The organism is Erythrobacter sp. NFXS35 (assembly GCF_040148725.1).
Taxonomy (GTDB): domain Bacteria; phylum Pseudomonadota; class Alphaproteobacteria; order Sphingomonadales; family Sphingomonadaceae; genus Erythrobacter.
The window spans coordinates 272,471-291,672 of sequence record NZ_JAGDEB010000003.1; the positions used below are offsets into that span (position 1 = coordinate 272,471).

20 protein-coding genes are annotated in these 19,202 nt (G+C 63.1%); 10 read left to right on the forward strand and 10 right to left on the reverse strand.

Annotated features, from left to right (window positions below):
• Positions 1–33: 33 nt before the first annotated feature.
• Positions 34–1,824: an aspartate--tRNA ligase gene (gene aspS / locus J3454_RS12840; RefSeq protein WP_349514168.1), complete on the reverse strand. Its 1,791-nt coding sequence runs from the start codon at positions 1,822–1,824 to the stop codon at positions 34–36.
• Positions 1,825–2,019: 195 nt separating this feature from the next.
• On the opposite strand from aspS, the gene rnd reads away from it, so the two are divergent.
• Both rnd and J3454_RS12850 read left to right on the forward strand, forming a co-directional pair.
• Positions 2,020–3,240: a ribonuclease D gene (gene rnd, locus J3454_RS12845; RefSeq protein ID WP_349514169.1), complete on the forward strand. Its 1,221-nt coding sequence runs from the start codon at positions 2,020–2,022 to the stop codon at positions 3,238–3,240.
• Positions 3,241–3,250: 10 nt separating this feature from the next.
• Positions 3,251–4,159 carry a hydrogen peroxide-inducible genes activator gene (locus J3454_RS12850; RefSeq protein ID WP_349514170.1) on the forward strand — a complete coding sequence of 303 codons (909 nt, stop codon included), beginning with the start codon at positions 3,251–3,253 and terminating at the stop codon, positions 4,157–4,159.
• A 24-nt stretch (positions 4,160–4,183) separates the two neighbouring features.
• On the opposite strand, the gene J3454_RS12855 is transcribed toward J3454_RS12850, so the two are convergent.
• Both J3454_RS12855 and pgsA read right to left on the reverse strand, forming a co-directional pair.
• The gene (locus J3454_RS12855) at positions 4,184–4,456 is read right to left on the reverse strand and encodes a hypothetical protein (RefSeq protein ID WP_349514171.1); all 273 of its coding nucleotides are present in this window, start codon (positions 4,454–4,456) and stop codon (positions 4,184–4,186) included.
• A gap of 101 nt (positions 4,457–4,557) precedes the next feature.
• The gene (gene pgsA / locus J3454_RS12860; RefSeq protein ID WP_349514172.1) at positions 4,558–5,166 is read right to left on the reverse strand and encodes a CDP-diacylglycerol--glycerol-3-phosphate 3-phosphatidyltransferase; all 609 of its coding nucleotides are present in this window, start codon (positions 5,164–5,166) and stop codon (positions 4,558–4,560) included.
• Between the two features lie 152 nt (positions 5,167–5,318).
• On the opposite strand from pgsA, the gene J3454_RS12865 reads away from it, so the two are divergent.
• Complete coding sequence (locus tag J3454_RS12865) at positions 5,319–6,635, forward strand: MFS transporter (protein WP_349514173.1); 1,317 nt, start codon at positions 5,319–5,321, stop codon at positions 6,633–6,635.
• Between the two features lie 10 nt (positions 6,636–6,645).
• On the opposite strand, the gene J3454_RS12870 is transcribed toward J3454_RS12865, so the two are convergent.
• Positions 6,646–6,837 (reverse strand): hypothetical protein, encoded by a 192-nt coding sequence (locus tag J3454_RS12870; RefSeq protein ID WP_349514174.1) that lies wholly within the window; start codon positions 6,835–6,837, stop codon positions 6,646–6,648.
• Between the two features lie 180 nt (positions 6,838–7,017).
• Between J3454_RS12870 and J3454_RS12875 the strand changes: the two genes are divergently transcribed.
• Positions 7,018–8,706, forward strand: coding sequence for a thiamine pyrophosphate-binding protein (locus tag J3454_RS12875; RefSeq protein WP_502878596.1), 1,689 nt, complete (start codon positions 7,018–7,020; stop codon positions 8,704–8,706).
• 68 nt (positions 8,707–8,774) lie between these two features.
• Here J3454_RS12875 and J3454_RS12880 read toward each other — a convergent pair whose 3' ends face one another.
• Complete coding sequence (locus J3454_RS12880) at positions 8,775–8,945, reverse strand: CsbD family protein (RefSeq protein WP_349514176.1); 171 nt, start codon at positions 8,943–8,945, stop codon at positions 8,775–8,777.
• 131 nt (positions 8,946–9,076) lie between these two features.
• Entirely contained in the window at positions 9,077–9,499 is a 423-nt protein-coding gene (locus tag J3454_RS12885) for an EVE domain-containing protein (protein ID WP_349514177.1), read from the reverse strand.
• Positions 9,500–9,686: 187 nt separating this feature from the next.
• On the opposite strand from J3454_RS12885, the gene J3454_RS12890 reads away from it, so the two are divergent.
• The 6 genes from J3454_RS12890 to J3454_RS12915 all read left to right on the forward strand — a co-directional run bounded on the left by J3454_RS12890 (position 9,687) and on the right by J3454_RS12915 (position 15,523).
• On the forward strand, positions 9,687–11,345 hold the full coding sequence (locus J3454_RS12890; RefSeq protein ID WP_502878597.1) for a putative bifunctional diguanylate cyclase/phosphodiesterase: 1,659 nt from the start codon (positions 9,687–9,689) through the stop codon (positions 11,343–11,345).
• An 84-nt stretch (positions 11,346–11,429) separates the two neighbouring features.
• A complete protein-coding gene (gene dapF / locus J3454_RS12895; protein WP_349514588.1) occupies positions 11,430–12,230 on the forward strand; it encodes a diaminopimelate epimerase in 801 nt (266 codons plus the stop codon).
• Positions 12,227–13,402 carry a MiaB/RimO family radical SAM methylthiotransferase gene (locus J3454_RS12900; protein WP_349514179.1) on the forward strand — a complete coding sequence of 392 codons (1,176 nt, stop codon included), beginning with the start codon at positions 12,227–12,229 and terminating at the stop codon, positions 13,400–13,402. Before dapF ends, J3454_RS12900 begins: the two co-directional genes overlap by 4 nt.
• A complete protein-coding gene (gene ftsY / locus J3454_RS12905) occupies positions 13,399–14,322 on the forward strand; it encodes a signal recognition particle-docking protein FtsY (protein WP_349514180.1) in 924 nt (307 codons plus the stop codon). Before J3454_RS12900 ends, ftsY begins: the two co-directional genes overlap by 4 nt.
• Positions 14,322–14,969 carry an inner membrane-spanning protein YciB gene (locus J3454_RS12910; RefSeq protein WP_349514181.1) on the forward strand — a complete coding sequence of 216 codons (648 nt, stop codon included), beginning with the start codon at positions 14,322–14,324 and terminating at the stop codon, positions 14,967–14,969. Before ftsY ends, J3454_RS12910 begins: the two co-directional genes overlap by 1 nt.
• 8 nt (positions 14,970–14,977) lie before the next feature.
• Positions 14,978–15,523: a chloramphenicol phosphotransferase CPT family protein gene (locus J3454_RS12915; protein WP_349514182.1), complete on the forward strand. Its 546-nt coding sequence runs from the start codon at positions 14,978–14,980 to the stop codon at positions 15,521–15,523.
• 27 nt (positions 15,524–15,550) lie between these two features.
• Here J3454_RS12915 and J3454_RS12920 read toward each other — a convergent pair whose 3' ends face one another.
• From J3454_RS12920 to J3454_RS12935, 4 genes are all read right to left on the reverse strand, one after another.
• Positions 15,551–17,473 (reverse strand): potassium transporter Kup, encoded by a 1,923-nt coding sequence (locus tag J3454_RS12920; RefSeq protein WP_349514183.1) that lies wholly within the window; start codon positions 17,471–17,473, stop codon positions 15,551–15,553.
• Between the two features lie 128 nt (positions 17,474–17,601).
• A complete protein-coding gene (locus tag J3454_RS12925) occupies positions 17,602–18,249 on the reverse strand; it encodes a tetratricopeptide repeat protein (RefSeq protein WP_349514184.1) in 648 nt (215 codons plus the stop codon).
• Positions 18,246–18,662, reverse strand: a complete 417-nt coding sequence (locus tag J3454_RS12930) for a cytochrome c-type biogenesis protein (protein WP_349514185.1) — start codon at positions 18,660–18,662, stop codon at positions 18,246–18,248. Before J3454_RS12930 ends, J3454_RS12925 begins: the two co-directional genes overlap by 4 nt.
• A gap of 8 nt (positions 18,663–18,670) precedes the next feature.
• Entirely contained in the window at positions 18,671–19,201 is a 531-nt protein-coding gene (locus J3454_RS12935; RefSeq protein ID WP_349514186.1) for a DsbE family thiol:disulfide interchange protein, read from the reverse strand.
• Position 19,202: the final 1 nt, after the last annotated feature.

The window sequence follows — 19,202 nt, forward strand, 5'->3', positions numbered from 1 at the left end:
CGACCGCGGCCCTCCTGCCCGAAACGAGGCGGGTCAGGCGCCCTCTTTCTTCGGCGGTTCGACGACCCGAAGCGACAGTTCGCGCAAGGACCGCGGTTCGGGGCTGCTCGGCGCACCCATCAGCAGGTCTTCGGCGCGCTGGTTCATCGGGAACAGCGAGATTTCGCGCAGGTTCTTGGCCCCGCACAGCAGCATCACGATCCGGTCGACACCGGCGGCCATCCCGCCATGCGGCGGCGCGCCGTACTGGAACGCGCGGTACATCCCGCCGAACCGTTCCTCCACGTCCGCCTTCGAAAGGCCGACGATCTCGAATGCCTTGACCATCGTTTCGGGTTTGTGATTCCGGATCGAACCGGAGGCGATTTCAAAGCCATTGCAGACCAGATCGTATTGGAACGCCTTGATGGTGAGCGGGTCCTGCCCTTCCAGCGCCTCCATTCCGCCCTGCGGCATCGAGAACGGGTTGTGGCTGAAATCGACCTTCTTCTCGTCTTCATTATATTCGTAGAACGGGAAGTCGACGATCCATGCGAGCGCGAAGGCGTTTTCGTCGATCAGGCCGAGTTCCTCGCCCACACGGATGCGCGCCGCGCCTGCCAGCTTGGCAGCATCGGCTTCCTTGCCTGCGGCAAAGAACAGCCCGTCATTCTCGCCAAGGCCCAATTCGGCGTAAAGCTCGGCCATGCGTTCAGGCCCGTGGTTCTTGGCGATCGGGCCGCCGAATTCGCCGGCTTTTCTGGTGACGTAGCCGAGGCCCGCGTAACCTTCCTTGCGCGCCCATTCGTTCATCTCGTCGAAGAACTTGCGGCTCTTTTCGTGGGTGGCGGGCGCCGGGATCACCCGCACCACGCCGCCGCTGCCGACGATTTTCTCGAACAGGCCGAAGCCGCTTTGGGTGAAATGCGAAGACACATCGCTGATGATCAAAGGATTGCGCAGATCGGGCTTGTCGCTGCCGTATTTCAGGATCGCTTCGTCATAGGGAATGCGCGGGAATTCGCCTGCGGGCGTGACCTGCTTGTCGCCCGCAAAGGCTGCGAAGGTGCCCTGAATGACGGGCTCCATCGTTTCCCACACTTCTTCCTGTGTGACGAAGCTCATTTCCAGATCGAGCTGGTAGAATTCGCCCGGCAGGCGGTCAGCGCGCGGGTCTTCGTCGCGGAAGCAGGGGGCGATCTGGAAATAGCGGTCGAAACCCGCCACCATCAGCAGCTGCTTGTACTGCTGCGGTGCCTGCGGCAGCGCGTAGAACTTGCCGGCATGAATGCGGCTCGGCACGAGGAAATCGCGCGCGCCTTCGGGCGATGATGCCGTGAGGATCGGAGTCGAAAACTCATTGAAGCCGACCGTCGCCATGCGGGCGCGCATATCGGCGATCACCGCCACGCGGGTCATGATGTTCCGATGCAGCGTTTCACGCCGCAGATCGAGGAAGCGATACTTCAGCCGCACGTCTTCGGGGTAAGGCTGTTCGTCGGCGACCGGCAGCGGCAGTTCCTCCGACGCGCTTTGCACGGTGATGCTGCGTGCGAACACTTCGACTTCGCCGGTGGCAATGCGCGGGTTCACTGTCTCGGCCGACCGCGCCTTGACCTCGCCTTCGATGGTGATGACCGATTCCACCCGCAACCGATCCAGCACCGGCAAGGCGGGCGAATCCGCATCGGCGACGATCTGGGTGATCCCGTAATGATCGCGCAAATCGACGAACAACACCCCGCCGAAATCCCGCTTGCGGTGAACCCAGCCCGACAGGCGAACGGTTTCGCCCACCTGAGCGGAAGAAAGCTGTGCGCAAGTGTGCGTGCGATACGGGTGCATCTAAACTCTTGTCCTGTCCGAGGCTATGACGCTAGGGCGCCGGGCAGCCGGAATAGGTTAAGCCTGATCCGGGCCATTACCGGCGCGCTAACAGGGCAAGCCCGGCACTTTGTCAAGCCAAGCTTGGTAAGGGTACGGGCGCACACTGGGATCAATCCCGAGGGCGGCACTCCGCCCGTAACGCGAAAAGACGATATGAAAATCCATCCGCTGATTACCACGACCGAAGCTCTCTCCGATCTCTGCACCCGCCTTGCCAAGTCAGAATTCGTGGCGGTCGACACCGAATTCATGCGCGAGAACACCTACTGGCCTGAACTGTGCCTGGTACAGATCGCCAATACCGAAGAGGCCGCCGCGATCGATCCGATGGCGGGAGGTATCGATCTTACGCCGCTGCTCGATCTGATGTGCGACAATGAAGACGTGCTCAAGGTGTTCCACGCGGGCGGGCAGGACGTTGAGATCATCGTCAACCTGACCGGCAAGACCCCGCACCCGATCTTCGACACCCAGATCGCGATGATGGCGATCAGCCAGTCCGAACAGATCGGCTATGCCAATCTGGTCGAAACTTGGATGGGCCTGACAATCGACAAGGGCGCGCGCTTTACAGATTGGAGCCGCCGCCCGCTGACTGACCGGCAGATCGAATATGCCATCGGCGATGTCACGCACCTCGCCACGATCTTTCCGCGCATCCTGAAAAAGCTGATCAAGACCGGGCGTGGGCTGTGGCTGGATGCGGAAATGGAAAAGCTGGCCGACCCGTCGAATTACCTGACCGATCCGGGCGTGGCGTGGAAACGCATTCGGCAATCGGGGCGCAATCCGCAGATTCTGGGCCGGGTGAAGGCGCTCGCCGCCTGGCGCGAAGGCGAAGCGCAGCAAAAGAACATCCCGCGTGGCCGGATCATGCGGGATGAAACGCTGGCCGACATCGCCTCGCATCCTCCGAAAAATCAGGCCGATCTCGCAAAGGTTCGCGGTCTTTCAACCGCATGGAAGGACAATGATATCGGCAAACGGCTGATGAAGGTGCTGGCCGAGGCCGAGCCGATGCCCAAGGACGAGATGCCCGACAAGGCGGCACGCGGCGCGCCGCTGGGCAAGGAAGGCGCATTGGTCGCCGATCTGCTCAAACTGCTGCTGAAGATTCGCGCCCGCGAGATCGACGTCGCCCCGCGCCTGCTGACCCGCGCCGACGAAATGGAGTCGCTCGCCGCAGGGATGCGCGATCTGCCGGTGCTGAAGGGCTGGCGTTATGACGTGTTCGGCAAGGACGCGCTCGATCTGGTAGAAGGCAAGCTGGCCTTCGCGGTCGAGAAGGGGCGGCTCAAGATGACCCATATTGACGATGTGGTTGCGGGAGATCCGGCCCAGCCTGACACGCCAGACACGTTGGCGGCCGAGTGACCCCCCGCCGATGAGCACCTATCTCCCCACGATCAAGCAGCTGCAATATCTGGTGGCACTGCACGAACACGGCCATTTCGGCAAAGCCGCCGATGCCAGCTTCGTTTCGCAATCGACCCTGTCGGCGGGGATTCGCGAACTGGAATCGCTGCTCGGCGTGACGCTGGTGGAACGCTCACGCCGGGTGGTGCGCTTCACCGCGCTGGGCGATCAGGTGGTGGCCAAGGCCAACCGGCTGCTGCGCGAGGCCGAGGAACTGGCCGATCTGGTGCAGGCTGCCGGCAAGCCGCTGGTGGGCGAGCTGCGTATGAGCGTGATCCCCACCATCGCCCCCTTCCTGCTGCCGCGCGTACTGCCCCGCTTCCGGCGCGAGCGGCCGGAACTCAAGCTGATGCTGCGCGAGGAAACCAGCCATGATGCGCTCGAATCGCTGCATCACGGGCGGGTGGATTGCGTGCTACTGGCCCTGCCGTTCGATACCGGCGACGCCGCGATCGAGCACATCGCCGATGATCGGCTGTTCATCGCCTTTCCCAAGGACGATCCGCGCGATCCCCCGGCCAGCATTTCGCCGGACATGATCGATCAGGGCCGCCTGATGCTGCTGGAGGACGGCCATTGCCTGCGCGATCATGCGCTCGCCGCGTGCTCGCGCAGCGAACTGCGCGCCAGCGCGGCGATGATCGGCACCAGTCTGCACACGCTTGTCCAATTGGTGGACAATGATCTGGGCCTCACCATGCTTCCCGAAATGGCGCTGAAGGCGGGCATTCTGGCCGGCACGCAAGTGGTCGCCCGTCCGGTCGACAGCCCCACCGCCAAGCGCGAGATCGTGCTGGCATGGCGCAAAAACTCCCCGCGCGAGGCGGATTTCATGCTGCTGGCTGAAGAATTGCGGCAGGGCGATTCGCCGAAGTAGAGGCAGCAACGGAAACTTCGCGGTTCAGCACTCCACCAGCGCAAGACTGATCGCAAGGCCGGTGCCCAGCGCCGCACCAAGTGCGCGCGAACGCGGGCCGAAAACCGGCTTGCGGCGCCTGCCGGAAGCCGCGTGATGTTCGGCCACCAGCAGCATCATTTCGCTGTTCCGGCGTTCCTCGATGGCATCCACCATCGCGCCCACATCGTCGGCGAGCATCGCGGCATCGTCTATCAGCGCAGCCGCGCGTTCGTAATCGCCGCGCTTCAACGCCGAATGCGCTTCGCGCTGGAGCATGCTCGCATGTGTTGCCAACCGGCCGACATACTCTTGCTGCCGGCCTCTCGTTTCGGATCCCATTTACCAAAAATAGCGCATTCCGAAGCGCCTTTCCAGCCTCAATCCATGTGCTTGAGGCCGACCCGCAGGTAATCCCATCCCGTCACGCAGGTCAGCACCGCCGCCGCCCAGAGCGATACCAGTCCGACAAGATGGACCCAGCTTTGCGCAACCGTACGGCACATGTCGCCCACCGCCTGACACGGCGGCCCATGCACCGCACCGCCGAGGATCAGCGCGCCCAGCGACACCAGTTGAAAGGTCGTCTTCCACTTGGCCAGCTTTGACACCGGCACCGACACCTGAAGTCCGCCAAGAAATTCGCGCAGGCCCGACACCGCAATCTCGCGCACCAGAATGACCAGTCCGGCAATCACATGCACATCGCCGGCATATGGCCCGCGCAGATAGCCTTGTGCGGTCAGCACCAGAATGACAGCGGCGATCATGATCTTGTCGGCGATCGGATCGAGGAACGTGCCCATCTTCGAAACTGTGCCTTGCGCGCGGGCAAGATAGCCATCGAGGTAATCGGTCAGCGCAATCACGCAATATAGCACGAACCCGACCAGGTATCCGAACCGCCATTCCGGCCACCACAGGAAAAAGGCAAGCAGCGGCACGGCGAAGATCCGTGACAAGGTGAGGATATTGGGCAGGCTCGACATGGCTATCCTACGCTGTAGCGCGGCATTTGAGCGGGAAAAAGCCCAAGCTCCATGCCCCTGCCCCAGATTGCGGTATCCGCGCAAGGCTTGTGAATACCCGCGTCCGCGCTATGTCCGGCCTATCTCACAGGGAAGTACCGGCACATTCACGCATGACCACGTCGACCGATCTCATGCGCCAGCGGCGCTTTCTGCCGCTGTTCCTGACCCAGCTGCTGAACGCGCTCAACGACAATCTCTACAAGAACGCGATGGTGCTGTTCGTGGTCTATCAGGTCTACGATTCGCCCGAGACCGAAACCTTCATCAGCGGCATTGCCACCGCCGTGTTCGTGCTGCCGTTCGTGCTGTTTTCGGCGACCTCGGGCCAGCTTGCAGACATGCGCGACAAAGCGAAGATCATCCGCTGGATCAAGTTCGCCGAGATCATCATCATGACCGTGGGCGCGACCGGGCTGGTGATGGCAGCACGCGGCATGTCGGTCGAAACCATCGCGATCCCGCTGATGTTCGTGGCGCTGTTCGCGATGGGGGTGCATTCCACCTTCTTCGGCCCGATCAAATACGCGATCCTGCCGCAACACCTGAAAAAGGACGAAGTGCTGGCGGGGACGGGCCTGGTCGAGGCTGGCACCTACGTCGCGATACTGGTGGGCATGATGCTGGGCGGCGCGATGCCGATCATGGCCAGCACCGTTGCGGTCATCGTCATCGCGGTGGTGGGTTACATAACCTGTCGCTGGGTGCCGCCCGCCCCGGCCCAGTCCGCCGAGGTCAAGGTCGACTGGAACCCGATCCGCGCCTCGAAAGCCCTGATCTCCTTTTCGATGGGCAATCTGGAGCTGCGCTATTCGGTGCTGGCAATCAGCTTTTTCTGGACCATTGCCGCGATCCTTTCGGTACAGTTCATCCCGCTCGCCAAAAACGTGCTGCTGGCGGACAAGCAGGTGGCGGCGGTGATGCTGGTGGCATTTTCGGCCGGGATCGCGATAGGTTCGGTGTCGATCAACACGCTGTTGAAGGGCGACATTTCGGCGCGCTATTCGGCCGCCTCGGTGCTGGCGCTCGGCGGCTTGCTGGTCACGTTCTACCTGCTGTGCCGGATCTGGGATTTGCAGCCTGCGGGCGACCTGTTCACGGTAAGCGAGTTTCTGGTGCAGCCTTTGGCACTGGTGCTGCTGGCCAATCTGTTGCTGATCGCAGTCGCAGGCGGCATGTTCGTGGTGCCGCTTTACGCCTTTCTCACGACGCGGGTGGACAAGTCCGAAGCCTCCCGCTCGGTGGCGGCCAACAACTTCATTTCCTCGATCTTCATGGTGGTTGGGGCTGGTGTCGCGGGCGGTCTGGGGTTTCTCGGCATTCCGCTGCAGGAACAACTGCTGGCGAGCCTGATCCTGTGCCTGTTCTCAGCGCAGTTGTCGCGCAAGCTGCACGCGTTGGAGCACTTGCGCGGCCCGGAATTCGCTTAGCTGGTGCCGATCAGATGATGAACACCAGGATCGCCGCCGTCGCCGCGACATAGACACTGGCGAACCCGCGCACGTCTGCCAGTGTCAGCCGCCACAGGTCTTCCGCCGGGATCGGGATCAATTCGCGCTTCACGTGCGGGGGCAGGCTGGCGCGATACCAGTGCCGGGCAGTTTCTTCGGTCAGAACTAGGCTGCGACGCATTACGTGAGTCTCCTGTGGCGGGACGATGCACTTTAATACTTTCTTAACTGTTTGGAACCTTCGCGACTGCACATGTCACAGCTTGGGACAGGCTTTCTGCCGCAAGCGAGCCCCTGTCGTTTGCGCCGCCCCGCGCCCGACTGTAGATGCCGCAAGGACGACAAGACGGGAGAATGTCACGTGCCTGATTCCACGCGCCCAGGTTCCTTGAGAAGTGCCGCTGCGCTGCTGGTCGATTGCCTTGCAACACAGGGCTGCGACCGGATTTTCACTGTGCCGGGCGAAAGCTTCCTGGCGGTGCTGGATGCATTGCCCGATCAGCCCGCAATCGACGTGGTGACATGCCGACAGGAAGGCGGAGCCGCCTTCATGGCGTGTGCCGACGGCAGCATGACCGGCAGGCCGGGTGTGGCTTTCGTCACCCGCGGACCGGGGGCGACCAATGCCAGCATCGGGGTGCATGTCGCGCATCAGGATTCGCAGCCGATGATCCTGTTCGTCGGGGATGTTGCCCGCCCGATGCAGGGGCGCGAAGGGTTTCAGGAGGTCGATTTTCCGGCGTTTTTCGGCCCCATCTGCAAATGGGCGGCGCGGATCGACGATCCGGCGCGGATCCCCGAATATATCGCGCGCGCCTATGCCACCGCCATCAACGGGCGGCCCGGCCCGGTGGTGCTCTCCCTGCCCGAAGATATGCTGATCGAGCAGGTACCGATTAGCCTCGATCCGCGCCCTTTCGTCACCCGTGCGACCCAGGCTGCCTGTCCCGACGCAATGCAGGCGCTGTTCGATCTGATCGCCGATGCCGCCAGCCCGATTGCCATCATCGGCGGAGCCGGCTGGAACACCAAAGCACGCGAATATTTTCAGCAATTCGCGGAACGGGTCGGCCTGCCGGTGGCGACAGCTTTCCGCCGTCAGGACGCAATTGCGCCGTCTTCACCGGTCTATGCCGGAAACCTCGGCTATGGGCCGAACCCCAAACTGGTCGAGCGCGTAAAAAACGCCGATCTCGTCATCGCTGTCGGCGCGCGGCTAGGGGAGGCGACCACCGATGGCTATGACGTCCCGAGCCTTGAGCATCCGGGGCAACTGCTCGTCCACATTCACCCCGACCCCGAAGAACTGGGCCGGGTCTATCGCACCGATCTGGCGCTGTGCTGCGCGGTCGACGAATTCGCCGAATGCGCGTCCTTGTGGGAGGATTCCGGCATCATCGCCTTCGATGCCGGCGCGCAGGCTCATGCCGAATGGCTGGAATGGGCCACGCCGCACTCATCGGATGCCGCCCTCGATCTTGCCGCCTGTGTCGCGGCGATGCGCGACATGCTGCCTGCAGACACCATGATCGCCAACGGGGCGGGCAATTTCGCCGGCTGGTGGCACCGCTACTGGCGCTATGATGCCTACCCCGGACAGCTCGCCCCCACGTGCGGCGCTATGGGTTACGGGGTGCCTGCCGCGGTCGCCGCCGCGTTGCGCTATCCGGATCGCACCGTTGTGGCGGTCGCCGGTGACGGGGACTTCCTGATGAACGGGCAGGAATTGGCCACAGCCATGCAATACGGCGCCAACCTGATCGTGGTGGTGGTGGACAACGGCGCCTATGGCACCATCCGGATGCATCAGGAACGCGAATACCCGGGCCGTGTCTCAGCCACCAACCTCGCCAATCCCGATTTCGCCGCACTCGGCGCAGCCTATGGCGCATGGAGCGCAAGGGCGGAAACGACCGAGCAATTCCTTGCCGCGCTCGCCGAGGCAAAGGAGCGCATGGGACTGCGCCTGATACACGCCAAGACCGATCTTGAACGGATCGCGGCCAGCGGCGCGACGATCAGCGGGATCAGGGAGCGCGCGAAGGGCTAACCCCGACAAGCGAGAGGCCGCCCTCCCCTGCGGGAGGACGGCCTCGTGCAATGCCTTTGGTGGGGTCGTCAGACCCGGTCGCCGGTCGCGCCCTTGATCTCGCCCTTGGCCTTGTCGGTCTTTCCGTCGACCTCCTGGGCCCGGCCCTCGGCGCGGGTCTTGGGATCGTTGGAATGCTGCTTGGCCTCGCCGATACCTTCCTTGACGCTGCCCTTCGCTTTGTCGGTAAGTTCACCCATGATTGATCTCCCTTTGGTTCAAGCCAATGGATTTATTGACCTTTCATGAGACCAATGGGCGGCAGGCGTGATTGTTCCGGTGCTCAGGGCGAGGTGTGCAAGCGCGGCGACGAGGCGACCGAAAAGCCGCCTCAGCCCTGTGCCATCGCGCAGATAAGCTGCCATTCCGCAGGCGTCACTCCGGACACCGACAGGCGCGATTGCCGGATCAGCTGCATGTCGGCAAGGCGCGGTTCTGCCTTGATCGCGACCAGCGTGACCGGGTGAGCGAACTTTTCCGCCGGCTTCAGCTTCACCGCGGCCCACTTGCCGGTTTCGTCGGTCGGATCGGTTATTTCCGCCACGCTGATCGTGCAGACGCCGACAATCTCCAGCCCCTCGCGCGAGTGATAGAAGAACGCCTGATCGCCCACCTGCATCGCAGCCAGGTTGTTGCGCGCCTGATAGTTGCGCACCCCGTCCCACGTCCCCTCGCCTTCGGCCACAAGGTCGTCCCAGCTGTATTTGAACGGCTCGGACTTCATCAGCCAGTATTGCGGCGATTGGCGGGTCATGCGGCGTTTGCTCCTTGCACAGTGTCATCATGCTCGGCCCATCGATAGCCCTACGGAGTGCCCCCGCTCAAGCCCTCGGCCCGCGAACGCCGATGGGATTAACCCGATATTTAGCGAGACCTGCGATAGCTTGCGTGATTGGGGATGGATTGGCCGCCTTGGCTAACCACCTGCCGAAATTGCAGGAATGACGGCCTTGACGGATCATGACGAGCAAAACCCGTTGGAAAATGCCGAGCGCGATGTGGTCGCGCTGGGGATTGCTGCGGCCTCGATTCTACTTCTGGTTGCAACGGGCGGGACAGTGGTGCCGGACGCGGTGCGTTCGCTGCTCGGCACGGGCGCAGCGCCGAACCAACTGCTGGCAAGCGCATTGCTGCTCAACATCGCAGTGATAATCTTCGGTTGGCGCCGCTATCGTGAGCTCACAGATGAAATTGCCGAGCGCCGCCGTGCCGAAGATCAGGCCCGCCAGCTGGCGGCGACCGATCCCCTGACGCAGTGCCTCAACCGCCGCAGCATGATCGAGGCGACCGAGCAGTTGCGCGCCCGCGCAGCCTTGCGCGGGGAGGCGATCGCCTATTGCATGATTGATCTCGATAACTTCAAACAGATCAACGATATGTACGGCCATTCCTGCGGCGATGCGGTGCTGGTCAGCCTGTGCGACAAGATGCGCGCCATGCTTCCGCGGGAAGCAAGGCTGGCACGGCTCGGGGGCGATGAATTCGCATTCGTCATGCCTTACCCGATTGGCCATACCGACAGGATCGACGATCTCGTTATCCGGCTGTTCGCCAGCATTGCGGAACCTGTCGAGGTGACGGACATCACGGTCGAGCTGACGATATCGGTCGGGCTTTCCACCGATCATGATACGGATGGCTCACCCAGCCCGGTTGTGGATGCCGGTGTGTTGATGCACCGTGCAGACATGGCGCTTTACCACGCCAAGAAGCAGGGCCGGAACCGTCATTTCTGGTTCGAAGCGAGCATGGAAAACGAACTGCGGTTCCGCAACCAGCTCGAAACCGGGATCCGGCGCGGGATCACCCAGCAGGAATTCGTGCCCTATTACGAACAGCAGGTCGACATCGACAGCGGGGAACTGGTCGGCTTCGAAATGCTGGCCCGCTGGCAATCGGAGCAACTGGGGCTGGTCAGCCCGGAAATCTTCATTCCCATCGCCGAGGAAATGGGCCTCATCACCCAGCTTTCGGAGCAATTGATGGATCGCGCATTTGCCGATGCGCGCGACTGGGACGATAGCCTGACCCTGTCGGTCAATATTTCGCCGGTGCAATTGCGCGATCCCTGGTTTGCCCAGCGCCTGCTGAAGCGGCTAGTGGCCGCCAATTTCCCGCCGCGGCGCCTGGAAATCGAAATCACCGAAAGCTGCCTTCACGAGAATATCGGATTGGTGCGAACGATGATCACCAGCTTGCGCAATCAGGGTGTGCAGGTGAGCCTCGATGATTTCGGCACCGGCTATTCGAGCATAGAACAGCTGCGCGACCTGCCGTTTGACCGGATCAAGATCGATCGCAGCTTCATCAGCGAACTGCGCCACGCCTCGGAACATTCACGGATCGCCAATGCCATCATCGCGCTCGGTCGAGGGCTCGATCTGCCGCTGACGGCCGAGGGCGTGGAAGACGAGGAAATCCTCGCCGCGCTGCGATCAATGGGTCGGATCAAGGCGCAGGGTTATGTCTACGGCAAGCCGGAAACTGCGGTCGAAGTGCGCCAGCGTCTTGCCGAACAAGGAAAGCTTGCGAGGGCCGCAGTTCCCGCAACCGCTCCCGAAGCGCTGCCGCAAAACCTTCCCCGCGCCGCCAACTCCTGAGCTTTCGGTAGCGTCCGGCACTGGACGCGCCGCTTGCGCGTGCATAGATGCGCATCAGTGACAACGCGCATTCCCTTCACCAAGATGCACGGGCTCGGCAATGATTTTGTCGTGATCGATGCCCGTGCGCTTGCCTTCCCGCCAATGACCCCTGCGGTCGCGCGCGCGCTGGCCGACCGGCGCACCGGCATCGGCTGCGATCAGTTGGTGTTGCTGGAGCCGAGCGCTGCGCCCGAGGCGGGCCACGCGTTCCGCATGCGCATCTTCAATTCGGATGGCTCGGAAGTGGAAGCCTGCGGCAATGCCGCACGGGCGGTGGCGTTGCTGCATGGTGAGGCCGCAGTGATCGAAACCGGCGGCGGGCCGATCACGCTGGAGCCGCTGGACGGCGGTGCGCGGGTCGACATGGGCACGCCTCGCTTCGATTGGGATGCGATCCCGCTGGATGTGCCGATGGACACTGCCGCGATGCCGGTGGGTTGGGACTCGCTGGAAAGCCCGATGGCGGTCAATGTCGGCAATCCCCACGTGATTTTCTTTGTCGATGATGCCGATGCTGTGCCGCTGGAAAGCATCGGCCCCGTGATCGAGCACGATCCGTTGTTTCCCCAGCGCATCAACGTCAACGTGGCGAGCCTCGCGGGGCCCGATCATCTCCGCTTGCGGGTGTGGGAACGCGGCGCCGGTCTGACGCGGGCGTGCGGCACCGGGGCATGTGCCAGCGCAGTCGCTGCAATTCGGCGCGGGCTGGTTGCCAGCCCGGTGCGCGTGAGCCTGCCGGGGGGCGATCTGGTGATCGCGTGGGAACCGGGCGGCACCATCCAGATGAGCGGCCCGGCCAAGGCGAGCTTTCGCGGCAGTTTCGACTGGGATGATTTCGCGTGACCGCTCCGCAGATCATCAGCCTCGGCTGCCGCATGAACTTCGCCGAAAGCGAACGGATGCGGACGATGCTCGCGAACGAAGGCAACCTGGTCGTGGTGAATTCCTGCGCGGTGACGGGCGAGGCGCTGCGCCAGACCCGGCAGGCGATCCGCCGCGCCCGCCGCGATCATCCCGATGCGCGGCTGGTGGTGACCGGCTGCGCGGCCGAGATCGACCGTGAACAAATCGGTATGATGGACGAAGTCGACGGTCTGGTCGCGAACGCCGCCAAGCTCGATCCGCGAGCCTGGAATGTCGCCGCCGACGCTGCGCCGATTGCTCCGTCCCGCACCCGCGCCTTTGTCGCCGTGCAGAACGGTTGCGATCACGCCTGCACCTTTTGCGTGATCCCGCAGGGGCGCGGCGTCAGTCGCTCGGTTCCGGTTGCGCAAGTGCTGCGCGAGGTCGAATCGCATCTGGCGACGGGAGCTAAGGAAATTGTGCTCACCGGTGTCGATCTTACAAGCTGGGGACAGGATATTTCCAACAATCCCCGATTAGGCACGCTGGTTCAGGCGATTCTGCATGGCTTTCATCAACTAGACCGCCTGCGCCTGTCCTCGGTTGACGGGGTGGAGATCGATCCGCTGCTGTTCGACCTGCTGGCCCACGATCCCCGCGTCATGCCGCACCTTCACCTCAGCCTGCAGCACGGCGCCGATCTGATCCTGAAGCGAATGAAGCGCCGCCACTTGCGCCATGATGCCGTGGATTTGGTCGCCCGGCTCAAGGCTGAGCGGCCCGACATCGCAGTCGGTGCCGACCTCATCGCGGGCTTCCCGACCGAGACCGAGGCGCACCACGCAGCGAACCTTGCGATCATTGACGAGCTCGACATCGTCCATGCCCACATCTTCCCCTATTCCCCCCGTCCCGGCACGCCTGCCGCGCGGATGCCGCAAGTGCCGCGTGACGTGGTGAAGGCCCGCGCCGCGGCCTTGCGCGCACGTGCCGGCGTCCGTCGCACTGCATGGCTTGCCTCGCTTGTGGGCGAAACCCTGCCCGTGCTCGCCGAACGCGACGGCACGGGCTATGCCCCCAACTACGCCCGCGTGGCCCTGCCCCCGCAGGTCGCGGCGGGCCAAGTGATCGACGTGACCGTTCGCGAGGCCAGGGAGGGCCTGCTCCTATGAGTGAAACCAGCTGGAGCCAGCGCCTGTTTGGCGGGTTTGCCAAGACATCAGAGAAGCTCGCCTCAAGCTTACCTGCGATTTCCAGCGGAGCGAAGCTCGACAATGCCACACTGGACGACGTTGAGGACGCGCTGATCATGTCCGATCTCGGTCCGGCAGCGGCAGGGCGCATCCGTGCCCGGCTGGCGGACAAGCGGTTCGGGCTGGAAATCACTGCGCGCGAATTGAAGGAAGCCGTCGCCGAGGAAATCGCCGCGATCCTGCGTCCCGTGGCCAAGCCGCTGGAAGTCACCGCCTTCCCGCGCCCGCAGGTGATCCTGGTGATCGGTGTGAATGGCAGCGGCAAGACCACGACCATCGCCAAGCTGGCGCACCTGTTCACCGAAGACGATTACGGCGTGCTGCTGGCGGCGGGCGATACCTTCCGCGCTGCGGCCATCGGTCAGCTGGCGACCTGGGCGGAGCGCGCCGGGGTCGAATTGGTGCGCGGCCCGGAGGGCGGAGATCCGGCGGCGATCGTGTTCGATGCGGTCAAGCAGGCCACCGATACCGGCATCGACGCGCTGATCGTCGACACGGCTGGCCGCTTGCAGAACAAGAAGGAATTGATGGAGGAGCTGGCGAAAATCCGCCGCGTCCTCGGCCGCCTGAACCCTGAAGCGCCGCATGACGTGGTGCTGGTGCTCGATGCCACCAACGGCCAGAATGCGCTTTCGCAAATCGATGTGTTCAAGGAAGTGGCGGGCGTCACCGGACTGATCATGACCAAGCTGGATGGCACCGCGCGCGGCGGGGTGCTGGTGGCGGCGGCGGAGCAATATGGCCTGCCGATCCATGCCATCGGGGTGGGCGAGAAGATGGAAGACCTGCGTCCGTTCGATCCCGATCTGGTCGCCCGCGTGATTGCCGGGGTGGCGTGATGAGCGAGAGCGAAGGCAAGAAAGCCGCTTCCAGCTGGATCAACGTGGCGGTGGATTACGGACCGCTGCTGGTGTTCCTGGGCGTTTACCGGATGAATGCGCCCGAAGACCCAAACGCGGCCGGAGAACTGGGTGCGATCATCTATGGCACCGTCGCCTTCATGATCGCCGCCGTCGCCGCACTCGTCATTTCGAAATGGCGGCTGGGCAAGGTGTCGCCGATGCTGTGGTTTTCGACCGCGCTGATCGTCGGCTTCGGCAGCCTGACGATCTTTTTCGGCGACCCCACCTTCGTGCAGATCAAGCCGACGATCATCTACAGCACGTTTGGCGTGGCGCTGCTGGGCGGGTTCTTCGCCGGGAAGGCGCTGCTGAAAATCCTGCTCGAAGCCGCGTTCGAAGGGCTGACGGACGCCGGCTGGCTCAAGCTGTCGCGCAACTGGGGGGTGTTCTTCCTCGCGCTCGCCGGCCTCAACGAAGTCCTGCGCGCCCAGCTCGATTTCGAGGGCTGGCTGTGGGCCAAGTTCTGGGTGTTCCTGCCGCTGACCTTCCTGTTCACCTTCAGCCAGATCCCGATGCTGCTGAAGCACGGGCTGAGCTTCGAAGATCGCGACGAACCGTTCAAGGACGAGCCGCCGACGGGGTGAATTGTGCGATGGCTCTGATTTTCCTCAACGGCACGACTTCATCGGGCAAGACAAGCATCGCGCGCGCACTTCAGGATGAACTGGTGCGCCCCTATTGCGTCACGGGTATTGATGATGCTTTCGCGATGCTGCCCGATCGCCTTCACAACAATCCCGATGGCTTTTTCTTCGACCGCGACGAACGCGATCATGTGCGCCTTAACTTTGGGCGTATTGGGTTGGCGTGCCTGAAAGCGCACCATCGCTCGGTCGCGGCAATGGCCCGAAGCGGCATCGATCTGATCTGCGATGAGGTCATATTGACCGAAGAACTGCGCCGCGACTGGCATGAAGTGCTTAGTGGCGTCCGAACTGCCTTTGTCGGCGTGCATTGTTCTTTGGAGGAACTCGAACGACGAGAGATCATACGCGGTGACCGGGTCATAGGTCAGGCGCGCGGCCAGTTCGACATCGTGCACTTGCGAATGCAATATGACATCGTAGTCAACAGCACAAATAAGACACCGGCGATGCTGGCTCGCGAGATCGCTGGCCTACTGCCTGCATCATTCTGACTGGTAACGCAGCAATCGGCGAAAGCGCTAGATTTCCACCTGACTCCCCAGCTCCACCACGCGATTGGTGGGCAGCTTGAAGAAGTCCATCGCGCTCGCCGAATTGCGCAGCAGCCACGCAAAAATCTTCTCGCGCCACAGCGGCATTCCCGGCTTCTCGGAAGGCAGCAGCGTCTGGCGTGACAGGAAAAAGCTTGTGTGCATCATGTCGAACACGCCGCCGCAGCGCTCCAGCTTTTTCAGGCCGAGCGGCACGTCGGTTTCCTCCATGAAACCATAATGCAGCACCGCACGGTAAAAGCCATCCCCCAGATCGGTCATCTCGCAGCGCGCTTCGGGGTCGACATACGGCACATCGGCGATGCTGATGGTGAGGATCACCACACGTTCGTGCAGCACCTTGTTGTGCTTGATGTTATGCAGCAGCGCGGATGGCACGCCAGCGGTGCTCGATGCCATGAAGATCGCGGTCCCTGGCACCCGTAGGGCGGAATTCTTGGCCGACTTGGCAAAGATCTCCAGCGGCAGCGCGCTTTCGCTCATGCGTTCGCGCATCAGCTTGCGCCCGCGCGCCCAAGTCGTCAGCAATGTGAACGCGACGAGGCCCACCACCAGCGGGAACCAGCCGCCATCAGGCACCTTGATGAGGTTGGCAGCGAAGTAGGCGCCGTCGACGATCAGGAACAGCACCACCACCGGCGCAGCATACCACCAGCGCCATTTCCACACGCCCACCAGCAGCACCGCCATCAGCAACGTATCGATCGTCACCGCGCCGGTCACGGCGATGCCATAGGCAGCGGCGAGGTTGGACGAATTCTGGAACGTCAGCACCAGCACGATCACCGCTATCATCAACGCCCAGTTGATGACCGGAATATAGATCTGTCCCCCTTCGGTCTCGGACGTGTGGCGGATGTTGAGACGCGGGATGTAACCCATCTGCACCGCTTGATGGGTGATCGAGAACGCGCCGGAAATCACCGCTTGGCTGGCGATGAAGGTCGCCACCGTCGCCAGCAACACCAGCGGCAAGCGCCATTCGTCCGACGCAAGGAAGAAGAACGGGTTCTGGATCGCCTGTGCTGCCTGTTCAGCCGGAAGGCCGATAATCATTGCGCCCTGCCCGAAATAGTTGAGCAGCAGGCACGGCATGACAAAGCCGAACCACGACAGCCGCATCGGCCCACGCCCGAAATGGCCCATGTCGGAATACAGCGCCTCCGACCCGGTCACCGCCAGCACCACGCTGCCCAAGGCAAGAAACGCCAGCCATCCATCGAGGACGAAAAAGTTGACTGCATACCACGGGTTGAGCGCCCACAGGACTTCCGGGGTCTGGATGATCTGCCACGTGCCGAGCGCGGCGAGGACGCAGAAATAGACGATCATCACCGGGGCAAACAGCGCGCCGACCTTGGCCGTGCCGCGCTTCTGAATCACGAACAGAAAGACGAGCAGAACCAGCGCGATGGGAATGACGAACCGTTCGAAGCGGTCATCGACAACCGTCAGCCCCTCGACCGCCGACAGCACCGAAATGGCCGGTGTGATCATACTGTCGCCATAGAATAGGCTGGTGGCAAATACGCCCAGCAGCACCGCGATCCAGGCGTGTTTCGACGTCGATATGCTGCGCGAAATCAGTGCGACAAGCGCCAGCGAACCGCCCTGCCCCTTGTTATCGGCGCGCATCAGGATGGTAACGTACTGGATCGAGACGACCAGCGTCATCGACCAGAAGATCAGGCTGACAACGCCGAGAACATGGGCATTGTCGAGCGCGAGCGGGTTTGCGCCTGCGAAGGTTTCACGGAAGGCGTAGAGCGGGCTCGTGCCGATGTCGCCGAAAACGATCCCAATTGCACCCACCGCCAATGCGGCTTTCGATGCGCTGTGGCTGTGCCCCGCCGACGGCGGCTGATGGGCGGGCGCTGCTGTCTCGTTCATATCAAGCGGATTTCCCGTATATCCCGGTACTGCCCATCAGGCCGAAACAACTCCGGCGGGGTAAGGCGGCGCGCCTAGCACTGTGTCTTCGCGCCTGCAACACGGCGCTGGGTGTGGCCATCAAACGGTCACTGACCCTGAAGCATGGGCGCACGCGCAATGAGATCATCAAGCCGGGCGACTTCCGCTTCCAACCCTTCGCGCCACGGGGCATCGGCGGGCGATCGTTCGACCAGACCCGCCCATACTGCGCGAGCACCGCGAATTTCCCCGCTTTGCAGGTAAGCGGAGCCCAAGAAGTAGTCTGCGCCCGGATGCCCGGGATCGATCATCCGCGCTCGGCCAAAGGCCTGAACCGCTGCCGGGGTCACGAAACCATCGGCATGGCCCACCAAAGCAAGGCCGAGCGCAAGCCATCCTTCAAGATGATCGGGGTTGGCCTCCAGCCCCTGCCGCAGCAGGCCTGCCGCATCGCCGAATCGCCCGCGCCGGGCGAAAGCATCCGAAGTGAGCAGGTAATCGGGCGGCGGCTGGGTGCGGTCGAACAAAGCGGCTCGCCCCTCAACCATCGCTTCCCCTTGATTGGAGGCCCGCTCAATTTGCGGCTTGGGCGCTGCAGGCTGACCGGGAGACCCCTGCCAAGCATAGCCGGCCAGACCGAACACCAGAACCGCGCCGAACAGCGCCAGCCCGTCGCGCGGCAGGCGCAGAATCAGCGCCGCGAACGCGAATGCCGCCATCGCCAGCGCGCCGACTGCAAGCCATCCGCCGATCATGCCGCATCCTCCGCAGCACCGCTGCGCTTACCCAACCGGCGCAGCAGCACCCCCGCCACCAGCAGGATCACCAGCACGGGGATCGCGAACAGCGGCCAGGTCGTGGCGCTGATCGTGGGGTTGTAGCTGACGTAGTCGCCATAGCGCGCCACCAGCCACGCCCGGATTTCCTGAGGACTTTCGCCCGCCAGAATGCGGCTGCGCACCTGATGGCGCATGTCGCCCGCCATTGGGGCATCGCTATCGGCAATCGACTGCGACTGGCACTTGAGACAGCGCAGCGTGAGCATCAGCTCACTCGCCTGAGCCTCGAGCGCCGGATCGTCGAGCTGGTTATAGGCAAAAGGGGCTGGCGGCATGGTGTCCTGTGCCGCCAGCGGGATCGCCAGCAGCGCCAGCACAGCTGCGATCATCGCTCGGTTCATTGCGCCTTCTCCAGCTCGGCCAGCAGAACAGCCACGTCGTCTTCGCGGATATCCCCGATATGCTGGTACCGGATCACGCCTGCAGCATCGATCACGAAGGTTTCGGGCACGCCGGACGATCCGATCGCCAGCTGCACTTCGGAAATCGCGTCGCTGCCGATGCGGGTATAGGGGTTGCCGTGCCGGGCGAGGAAATTGGCGACATCTTCTGGCCGGTCGCGGATTGCGATGCCGACGATTTCGACGCCCTGTTCCTGCAGCGCTTCAAGCTGCGGGGCTTCGGCGATGCAGGGCAGGCACCAGCTTGCCCAGATATTGAGAAGCCGCGGGCCGCCCCCGACGAAGTCACCCTTCGATGCGCCCGGCAGGTCCGAGAACGCGGGCTGGAGCGCGAAATCGGGCAGCGGTTCGCCGATCATCGTGCTTTCGACGAACTGGTCCTTCTCCTGCGTCAGCATATAGCCGGCCAGCCCCGCGAAGAAGGCGAACAGGGCGAGCGGCACCCACAGCCAGATTCGGTTCCGCATG